Origin of the sequence: Amycolatopsis rhizosphaerae (assembly GCF_007713715.1) — a bacterium.
Lineage (GTDB): Bacteria > Actinomycetota > Actinomycetes > Mycobacteriales > Pseudonocardiaceae > Amycolatopsis_E > Amycolatopsis_E rhizosphaerae.
Genome location: NZ_VJWX01000290.1, coordinates 1 through 9,074 on the forward strand (window position 1 = coordinate 1; position 9,074 = coordinate 9,074).

Here is a 9,074-nt window from a genome sequence, read left to right on the forward strand (position 1 = left end):
GGATTTCCGTGAGGGGTCCCGCACGGCACGGCAGGGCCGTCGTCAGGCTTCTTCGTGGTCCCAGGGGCGGCCGCCGAGGATGGCCAGGTGGAGGCGGACCAGGGTGTCTTCCAGGTCGGTCAGCCGCGCTTGTCCACTGTGTACCGCGGCGCGGACCAGTTCGGTGGTGGCGCCCACCGCGGCGAGGTAGGCCTCCTGGGGCACGGCGGGGACCCGCGGGTCGGCGGCCCGTGCGCGCTGGTGCCACACCTCGTTCAGGCGCGCGAAGCGGCGCTGCGCCTCGACCAGCCGGGCCAGCGCCCGCGGCCCGGCGCTGGGAAACTCCAGGTAGAACACGCGCGTGAACTCGGGTTCGCCGGTGAGGAACCCCAGGAACGCCCGGCAGGCCACCCGCAGCGCTTCGGCGGGCGCCGTCTCCCTGGGCAGGGCGCCGGTTTCGGCGGTGATCCGGTCGATGAGCACGCGGCGGCCGTAGCGCGTCGCGGCGAGCAGGCATTCGTCCTTGTCGGCGAAGTGGGCGTAGAAGGCGGCGCGGGACACCTTCGCCCGGGACACCACGTCGGCGACGGTGACGCGCAGGTATCCGCTCTCGGCGGATGCGGCGATGATCGCGCGGATGAGGCGTTCCCGCTGGGCGGCGCGGACGGCGTCGGCGGGCAGGCTCGCGCGCCCGCGCGGCAGGCCCGGTTCCTGTTCGTGGGTCCGGGCCAGCGATCCCTCTTGCTTCATGGTCCCCTCGCTTCTAAAGTACTGGCTCGTACGTATGAAACACCCACGCTTCACCGCCGTCCCGGCAGAGCGTAACCCCTGTTCAGGCGGGGGTGGCCGGGCCGCATCGCCGGAAGGCATTCAGGTTCTCGATGTAGCGAGCCGAATGGAGAAGGATGAGTTTCAATCTCGCCACCATGCTCAGGCAGTCCCGGCTGAGCGATCCCGGCAAGGCGTTCTGCCATTTCGGCGATCTGACCTTCAGTTACGCGCAGGTCGACGAGATCTCCGGCCGGGTAGCGGCGAGCCTGCGCGGGCTCGGGCTCGAACCCGGCGACAAGGTGGCCGTGCAACTGCCCAACGTACCGCAGTTCCTGTTCACCTACTTCGGCATCCTCAAGGCCGGACTGGTGATGGTGCCGCTCAACCCGCTGCTGCGCGCGGCGGAAATCTCCTACCACCTCGAGGATTCCGACGCCCGCCTGCTGGTGACCTTCAGCGGCTTCGCGGAGGAGGCGCTCAAGGCGGCGTCCGAAGTGGACGGACTGGCGACCTATCTGGTCACCCCGCCGGGGGAGACCGCGGTGCCCGACGGCGCCCACCACTACGACGAGCTCTACCGGGCCGAGGACACCGGCGATCTCGAACCCACCAACGCCGACGACACCGCGGTGCTGCTCTACACCAGCGGGACCACCGGACGGCCCAAGGGCGCGGAGCTGACCCATTTCCAGCTGTACATGAACTGCACGGTCGGCGGCGAGCTGTTCGGCTTCAACCCCGCCGACATCGGCATCGCCGTGCTGCCGCTGTTCCACGTCTTCGGCCTGTCGAGCGTGCTCAACGTCGCCGTCCGCTACGGCGGCACGCTCGTGCTCGTGCCCCGGTTCGAGGCGGGACCGGTCCTCGACGCGATCGAACGGCACCGGGCGACCATCTTCTCCGGCGTGCCCACCATGTACTTCGGCCTGCTGCGCGAAGACCTGGAGAGCCGCGACCTTTCCTCCCTGCGTGTGGGGATTTCGGGCGGGGCGGCGATTCCCGGCGAAACCATCCGCGAGTTCGAAGAACGCGTGCCCGGGGTGGTGATCCTGGAGGGCTACGGCCTTTCGGAGACGGCGAGCACCACCACCTTCAACATCAGTGCCGAGCAGCGCAAGGTGCTGTCCATCGGCAAACCCCTGTGGGGCGTGGAAGTCCGGGTCGTGGACGAGGAGGACCGGCCGCTGCCGTCCGGCCCCGAGCACGTCGGCGAGATCGTGATCCGCGGCCACAACGTGATGAAGGGCTACTACAAACGGCCCGAGGCCACCGCCGAGGCGTTCCGGGGAGGCTGGTTCCACACCGGCGACCTCGCCTACGCCGACGAGGACGGCTATCTGTTCATTGTGGACCGCAAGAAGGACCTGATCATCCGCGGCGGCTACAACGTCTATCCGCGTGAGATCGAGGAAGTGCTCTACAGCCATCCCGCCGTCGACGAGGCCGCCGTCATCGGCAGGCCCGACGAGAAGTTCGGCGAGGAGGTCGTGGCCGTCGTCAGCGCGAAGGCCGGGACCGAGGTGGCCGAAGAGGAGATCATCGCCTACTGCCGGGAACGGCTGGCGGCCTACAAGTACCCCCGCGAGATCCGCCTGGTTCCCGAACTGCCCAAGGGCCCGACCGGCAAGATCCTGAAGAAGGAGCTGCGCACCTCATGAGCGAAGTGTCCACGGTCCGCGGCCCGGTCGCCGCCGCCGCTCTCGGCCGCACCTACATGCACGAACACATCTTCACCCTCACCGCGGACGTGCAGCAGAACTATCCCGGCGAGTGGGGCGACGAGCAGGCGCGCCTCGACGACGCCGTCGAGAAGCTGAGCGCACTGGCCGCACAGGGCGTCCAGACCATTGTGGACCCCACCGTGGTGGGGCTGGGCCGCTACATCCCGCGCATCGCCAAGATCGCCGAACGGGTGCCGCAGCTCAACATCGTGGTGGCCACCGGGATCTACACCTACGACAGCGCCCCGTTCTTCTTCGAGTACCGCCCGCCCATGCCCGGTCAGCCGGACCCGATGACCGAGATGTTCGTCCGCGACATCACCGAGGGCATCGCCGGTACCGGGGTGCGGGCGGGGATGCTCAAGTGCGCCATCGACCACCACGGCATGACACCCGGCGTGGAGCGCGTGATGCGCGCGGTCGCCCAGGCGCACCTGCGGACCGGCATCCCGGTCACGGTGCACACCCATCCCGGGTCGAGGGCGGGCCTGGAGGTCAAGCGGGTCCTCTGCGACGAAGAAGGCGTCGACCCGCGCCGGGTGGTGCTCGGGCATTCCGGCGACACCCCCGACTGCGATCACCTGGCCGAACTCGCCGAGGCCGGTTTCGTGCTGGGCATGGACCGGTTCGGCATCAACCTGGAGACGACCTTCGAGGCCCGCGCCGACACCCTCGTGGAGATGTGCCGGCGCGGATACGCCGAGAGCATGGTGCTGTCGCAGGACGCGTCGTGCTACATCGACTGGGTCGACCCGCTCCTGCTGGAACAGCTCCCGCAGTGGCACTACCTGCACATCGGCGACGACGTGCTGCCGTACGTGCGGGAGCGCGGCGTCACCGAGAAACAGATCGAGACGATGCTGGTCGACGTGCCCCGGCGGGTGCTGGAACCGTCAGAACCGGCCGGGGCGTAGCAGGGCGTCGACGCCGCCGTCGATGACGAACTGGGCACCGTGGACGAACCCGGCGCGCGGGCTCATCAGGTAGGCGATGAGCGAGGCGACCTCCTCCGGCCGCCCGTGCCGCGGGATCGGGGCGACGAACTCCCGGATCGCCTGCCCATACCGGGGATCGGCCTCCCCGGCCCGGAGCAGGGGGGTTTCCACCGAGCCGGGCGCGACGGTGTTGACGCGGACGCCGGCGGCTCCCCATTCGGGGACCCGCCGGCGCACCGCCACCGTCAGCGCGTTCTTCGACGCGGCGTAGGCGTACTGGCCCCGGTACTCGCCCGCGGCCGCCACCGCGGCGTCCACTGCGTCCACTTCGGGCTCGTCCCCGCTCTGCACGAGCGGGGCGAGCGGGTTCTCGTCCCAGGTGACGTGGGTCGAGGCGACCGAGGACACCACCACGGCGGCGGGGTCCTTTCCCTTGCGCAGCGCGGGAAACAGCCCGTCGAGCAGCGCGACGGTGCCGAAGTAGTTGACCCCGGCGATCAGGCCGGGATCGTCGACCTGCGGACCCAGCCCGGCGCAGGCGACGAAGCCGTCGAGCGCTCCGTCGCACCGGGAGAGCACGCCCTCCACGGCCTGCTCCCGGCCTTGCGGAGTGCTGAGGTCGGCGATGACTTCCGCGTCGCGAAGGTCCACCCCGATGATCCCGGAGCCGGAGCGCCGTAGCTCTTCGGCCGTGGCCGCGCCGATTCCCGAGGCGGAGCCGGTGATCGCGATGGTGGGCATCAGTGCCTCCCGGGTTCGGCGAGCACGCAGTGCGTGCCGCGGTAGATGGTGGGCATGCATTTGTTGCAGTGGACGCACAGCGACCGCGCCGCCGGGTCGGCCTGGATACGCCGCGGCAGGTCGGGTTCGCGCAGCAGGGCGCGTGCCATCGCGACGAACGCGAAACCCTCGGCCATCGCCAGGTCCATCGTCTCCTTGCGGGTGATCCCGCCGAGGAGAATCAGCGGCAGCTTCAGCGCGGCGCGGAACTGCCGCGCGCGGTCGAGCAGGAACGCCTCCTGGTAGGGGTAGCTGCGCAGGAACCGCCCGCCCGCCAGACGGATGCCCAAGCGCAGCGGCTGGGGGAACTGCGCGGCGAACTCGCGGACCGGGGCGTCCCCGGTGAACAGGTACAGGGGGTTGAGCAGCGAGCTGCCCGCGGTGAGTTCGAGCGCGTCCACCGAACCGTCGGCTTCCAGCCACTGCGCGACCTGGATGCTCTCGTCCAGCCAGAAACCGCCGGGCACCCCGTCGTCCATGTTGAGCTTGGCGGTGATGGCGATCCGGTCGCCGACCGCGTCCCGCACCGCGCGGGCGACGCCGAGCGCGAGCCGCGCGCGGTTCGCGAGGCTCCCGCCGTAGCCGTCCTTGCGGCGGTTGAGCTTCGGGCTCAGGAACGAGCTGATCAGGTAGTTGTGCCCGAAATGCAGTTCCACGGCGTCGAACCCGGCCTCGGCGGCGGTGCGGGCGGCGTCGGCGTGCGCGGCGGTGATGCGCTCCAGATCGGCGGTGGTGGCGGCCTTGATCATCCGCAGGCTCAGCGGGCTCGGCATCGCCGTCGGCGCCAGCGCCGGAAGCCGGTTGGACGCCCCGTTGGCGACCGGGCCCGCGTGGCCGAGCTGGGCGCTGACCGCGGCCCCCTCGGCGTGCACCGCGTCGGTGAGCCGCCGCAGCCCCGGCACCGCCTCGGGGCGCATCCAGATCTGGTGCCGGTCGGTGCGGCCCTCGGGGACGACCGCGCAATAGGCGAGGGTGGTCATGCCGACCCCGCCGCGGGCCGGGCGCAGGTGGTACTCGATCAGTTCGTCGGTGACCAGCGCGTCGGGGGTGGCGCCTTCGAAGGTGGCGGCCTTGATGATGCGGTTGCGCAGTTCGAGCGGCCCGAGCCGCGCCGGGGTGAAGACGTCGGGCGCGCTCATGCGGCGGCCAGCCCGGCGATCACGAACCCGCGGAGCGTGTCGAGCGACAGGGGACAGGTGCGCGGGGTGCGGGCCAGCGGGTCGCCGAAGAACTGCAGCACGAGCTGGAAGGCCAGGCTCCAGCGCTCGGTGGCTTCCCGCTCGCCCAGTCCGGGCCGGGCGGCCCGCAGCAGTTCCGTCCAGGAACGCAGGCCGAACCACCGCGAGGTCCATTCGAGCCGGTGGCCGCCGAGCACGACCCTGGCCAGCAGGTGCAGGCGCAGCCGCCCGACCGGGTCGGCGGCGAGTTCGCCCAGCGGGCCGAGGATCACCTCGACCAGTTCGGGCACGGAGGGCACCCGGCCGTCCCGCCGCCGCCGTTCGAGGCGGTCCAGCGCGTCCTGCCAGATCGGGGCCAGCCGGTCCTCCAGCAGGGCCGCCACCAGGGCGTCCTTGGAACCGAAGTGGTAGTGGACGGCGGCGGGGTTCATCCCGGCCGCGGTGTTGATGGCCCGGACGGACACGGCGTCGTAGCCCGATTCGAGCAGGAGGCGTTCGGCCACGGTCAGCAGCCGTGCCCGGGTCGACTCCGACTCCGATACCGCCTCCGATACCGACTCCGTTGCCGACCCCGATGCCGCCTCCACTGTCGTGCTTTCGCTCATGCCCCGAGTACAGCGCATCTCCCGCCCGAATTCAAGCACCGATTCAATCAGTGATTGAAGACCGAGGGTCACCGCGGTGCGGGACCTTCTTCTCTCGGCGGACGGCCCCGGCGGCGGACAGACTCGTCGGCGGTGGGGACAGGAGGCGGTGATGAATCAGGTGACGAACCAGGACCCGGACTACGAGCCGGAATTCCGGCCGGAGGCCGACCAGGGCCGCACGATCGAGGTGCGGGTCTTCCGCGACGACGAACTGGTGCAGCGTGAGCTCTGCGAATCGGAGGAGCAGGCCGCCGAGGTGGTCGAGGCGTGGGCGGAGGTTGACGGGGTCACCACCGAGGTCGACGACCTGTCGTTTCACCACCGTCCCGGTGACCTGCTCGAACCCGAGCCCGCCGAAGAGCCCGACGAGGACTATCCCGCCGAGCCGCGAGCGTGAGCTTTCCGCCGACCTCTACCGCGTGTTCGCCGTGGTCGTGGTGGTGGCCGGACACTGGCTGGCCGCTTCGATCACCTACCGGAACGGCCGTTTCGGCGATGACGCGGTGCTGGCCGGCCTGCCGCCTGCCCGCTGGCTGACGCTGTTCTTCCAGGTCATCCCGATACTGTTCCTGGTCGCCGGATACGCCTGCGCCGCCTCCTTGACCCGGTGGGGCGGCGGCTGGCGGCCCTGGCTGCGGCGCCGGGCCCTCGGCGTGTTCGGGCCCGCCACGCTGTACGTGGCGGTGGTGACGGCCGGGGTGGCTGCCGCCGCCGTGTCGCATGTGGACGCCCGGCAACTCGCCTACGGCGCGGGCGCGGTGTCGCTGCACCTGTGGTTCCTGCCGCTGTACCTGATCCTGGTGGCCCTTTCCCCGTTGCTGCTCGCCGCCCAGCGCCGCTGGGGCCTGGCCGTACCGGGCGCGCTGGCCGCGGCCGTGGTGGTGGCCGCGATGATCCCCGCAGTGGCTCCCGCGAACTTCGTGTTCGGCTGGGCGGCGGTGTACCAGTGCGGCATCGCCTGGTTCACCGGGGAGCTGCGCGGGCGCCGGGCGTGGTGGCTCGCGGCGGCGGGCGTGCTGGCCCTCACCGGACTGCTCGCTTCCGGCCGGTATCCGCTGAGCATGGTGGGTGTGCCGGGGCAGGCCGTGCGGAACACCTCTCCGCCGACCCCCGCGCTGCTCGCGTTCGGCCTGGCGCAGGCCGGTCTCCTGGTGGGCGCCGCCCCGGCCGTCACGGCCTGGCTGCGCCGGTCGAGAATCCGGGGCGGCCTCGCGCGGCTGAACACCCTGGCGATGGCGCTGTACCTGTGGCACATGGTTCCGGTCGTGCTGGTCGCGCCGGTGGTGTACCCGTCGGGGCTGTTCCCGCAGCCGCCGCTCGGTTCGGCGTTCTGGTGGTGGACGCGCCTGGCCTGGCTCGCGATCCTGGCGGTGGTGATGGCGATCCTGCTGGTGCCACTGGGCCTGCTGCGGCCCCACCTCGCCCGGTGGCGCGGTTTTCCCTTGCCCGTCGAGGAAACCCGGCTCACCCCGGTGCTTCTCGCCGGTGTCGCGCTCGCGGTGGGGGCGCTGCTCGTGCTCGCGATCCGGGGATTCGCCCCCGGGGGAGCGTTGCCACTGGCGACCCTGGGGCTCTACTTCGCCGGAGTGGCGCTGACCGCCCTGCACGGCCGTGTTCTGCTACGGTGACGCCATGCAGCGTGCCGACAGCACTACGACGCCGGAGAGTGTCCCGGCGCGCTGACCGTTGTCATCGAAAGCCCCGGGGCGGGTGCCCCGGGGCTTTTTCGTGTGGTCACCCGTCTCGCGTGAAGAGAGGAGACCACCGTGCACGACCACCGCAAGCTCGGCCGGGAGCTGGGCCTGTTCGGCAGCGATCCGCTGATCGGCGCCGGACTGCCGTACTGGCTGCCCGACGGCGCCGTCGTCCGCCACACCCTCGAGGAGTACATCCGCGAAGAGGAACGCCGTGCCGGCTACCGGCATGTGTACTCACCGGTGCTGGGAAAGCGGGAACTGTACGAGATTTCCGGCCACTGGTCGCACTACCGGGACGACATGTTCCCGCCGATGGAGCTGGGGGGAGAGCAGGTCGTGCTGCGGCCGAGCCTGTGCCCGCACCACGCGCTGATCTACCGTTCGCGCGACCACAGCTACCGTGAACTGCCGCTGAGAATGGCGGAACTGGGCGGAATGTACCGCGCGGAACTGTCCGGTGTGCTCGGCGGGCTGACCAGGGTGCGCGGGATCCACCTGAACGACGCCCACATCTTCTGCACCCTGGAACAGGCGGCGGGCGAGGCCGCCGCGGCGCTGGCGATGATCGGCCGCGCGTACGCCGCGATGGGCATCCGGGCCGCACGGTACCGGCTTTCGCTGCCAGGGCCCGGCGGGAAGTACGTCGAGGCACCGGAAATGTGGCAGCGTGCCGCCGCGCTGCTCACCGAGGTGCTCGATTCGTCCGGTGTGGACTACGAGGCCGCACCGGGTGAGGCGGCCTTCTACGGACCGAAAATCGACGTGCAGGTGGCGGACGGCGCGGGGCGGGAGGCGACCCTGTCCACCGTGCAGATCGACTTCCACCAGCCCGAACGCTTCGGTCTGCGCTACCTCGGGCCGGACGGCGCGCGGCACCGCCCGGTCATGGTGCACCGCAGCATCGTCGGGAGCGTGGAACGCGCGGTGGCCCACCTGATCGAGGAGCACGGCGGGGCCTTCCCGGCCTGGCTCGCGCCGGTCCAGCTGGTGGTCCTGCCGATCTCCGACGACGAGTGGGACAGGGCGGCGGACTTCGTGCGGCAGGCGAGCGGGCTCGGGCTCCGGGCGGAGCTCGCCGGGCCGGAGCGGGGCAGCCTCGGTGCCCGGATCCGGTCGGCCCGGCTTGTGCCGTACCAGGCGGTGATCGGCGCGCGGGAAGCCGCGGCGGGCCAGGTCGCGCTGCGGCTCCGCGACGGACGGCGGCTCGATGCCCGGCCCGGCACCGAGGTCCTGGCCGCCCTCGCCGCCCTCGTCGCCGCCCGCTCCACCGCCCTCTGGCCCGAGTGACGGTCCGCTCGCGGTGTAGGGCGCGCCCGGCCGGGCGAGTCCCACGCTCGTGCGCTTGTGTCCCACCCTCAGGCAGGTG

The 9,074-nt window shown here is 71.3% G+C and carries 9 protein-coding genes; 5 read left to right on the forward strand and 4 right to left on the reverse strand.

The window, feature by feature from the left end; translation table 11 throughout:
* Window positions 1-42: 42 nt before the first annotated feature.
* Window positions 43-729, reverse strand: a complete 687-nt coding sequence (locus FNH05_RS24555) for a TetR/AcrR family transcriptional regulator (RefSeq protein WP_186382713.1) — start codon at window positions 727-729, stop codon at window positions 43-45.
* Window positions 730-884: 155 nt separating this feature from the next.
* Between FNH05_RS24555 and FNH05_RS24560 the strand changes: the two genes are divergently transcribed.
* Together FNH05_RS24560 and FNH05_RS24565 are read left to right on the forward strand one after the other, a co-directional pair.
* Window positions 885-2,408, forward strand: coding sequence for a long-chain-fatty-acid--CoA ligase (locus FNH05_RS24560; RefSeq protein ID WP_144591075.1), 1,524 nt, complete (start codon window positions 885-887; stop codon window positions 2,406-2,408).
* On the forward strand, window positions 2,405-3,385 hold the full coding sequence (locus FNH05_RS24565; RefSeq protein ID WP_144591076.1) for a phosphotriesterase family protein: 981 nt from the start codon (window positions 2,405-2,407) through the stop codon (window positions 3,383-3,385). Before FNH05_RS24560 ends, FNH05_RS24565 begins: the two co-directional genes overlap by 4 nt.
* Here the strand turns inward: FNH05_RS24565 and FNH05_RS24570 are convergent.
* From FNH05_RS24570 to FNH05_RS24580, 3 genes are read right to left on the reverse strand one after another with little or no spacing between them, the layout of a single operon-like run.
* Complete coding sequence (locus FNH05_RS24570) at window positions 3,365-4,147, reverse strand: SDR family oxidoreductase (protein ID WP_144591077.1); 783 nt, start codon at window positions 4,145-4,147, stop codon at window positions 3,365-3,367. The genes FNH05_RS24565 and FNH05_RS24570 overlap by 21 nt on opposite strands.
* The gene (locus FNH05_RS24575; protein WP_144591078.1) at window positions 4,147-5,325 is read right to left on the reverse strand and encodes an NADH:flavin oxidoreductase; all 1,179 of its coding nucleotides are present in this window, start codon (window positions 5,323-5,325) and stop codon (window positions 4,147-4,149) included. The genes FNH05_RS24570 and FNH05_RS24575 overlap by 1 nt, the downstream gene beginning before the upstream one ends.
* A complete protein-coding gene (locus tag FNH05_RS24580; RefSeq protein WP_144591079.1) occupies window positions 5,322-5,969 on the reverse strand; it encodes a TetR/AcrR family transcriptional regulator in 648 nt (215 codons plus the stop codon). The genes FNH05_RS24575 and FNH05_RS24580 overlap by 4 nt, the downstream gene beginning before the upstream one ends.
* Before the next feature lie 151 nt (window positions 5,970-6,120).
* Between FNH05_RS24580 and FNH05_RS24585 the strand changes: the two genes are divergently transcribed.
* The 3 genes from FNH05_RS24585 to thrS all read left to right on the forward strand — a co-directional run bounded on the left by FNH05_RS24585 (window position 6,121) and on the right by thrS (window position 8,995).
* Window positions 6,121-6,408, forward strand: a complete 288-nt coding sequence (locus FNH05_RS24585; RefSeq protein ID WP_144591080.1) for a hypothetical protein — start codon at window positions 6,121-6,123, stop codon at window positions 6,406-6,408.
* Window positions 6,341-7,639, forward strand: a complete 1,299-nt coding sequence (locus tag FNH05_RS24590; RefSeq protein WP_222426699.1) for an acyltransferase family protein — start codon at window positions 6,341-6,343, stop codon at window positions 7,637-7,639. Before FNH05_RS24585 ends, FNH05_RS24590 begins: the two co-directional genes overlap by 68 nt.
* Window positions 7,640-7,777: 138 nt before the next feature.
* Window positions 7,778-8,995 (forward strand): threonine--tRNA ligase, encoded by a 1,218-nt coding sequence (gene thrS / locus FNH05_RS24595; protein WP_144591081.1) that lies wholly within the window; start codon window positions 7,778-7,780, stop codon window positions 8,993-8,995.
* Window positions 8,996-9,074: the final 79 nt, after the last annotated feature.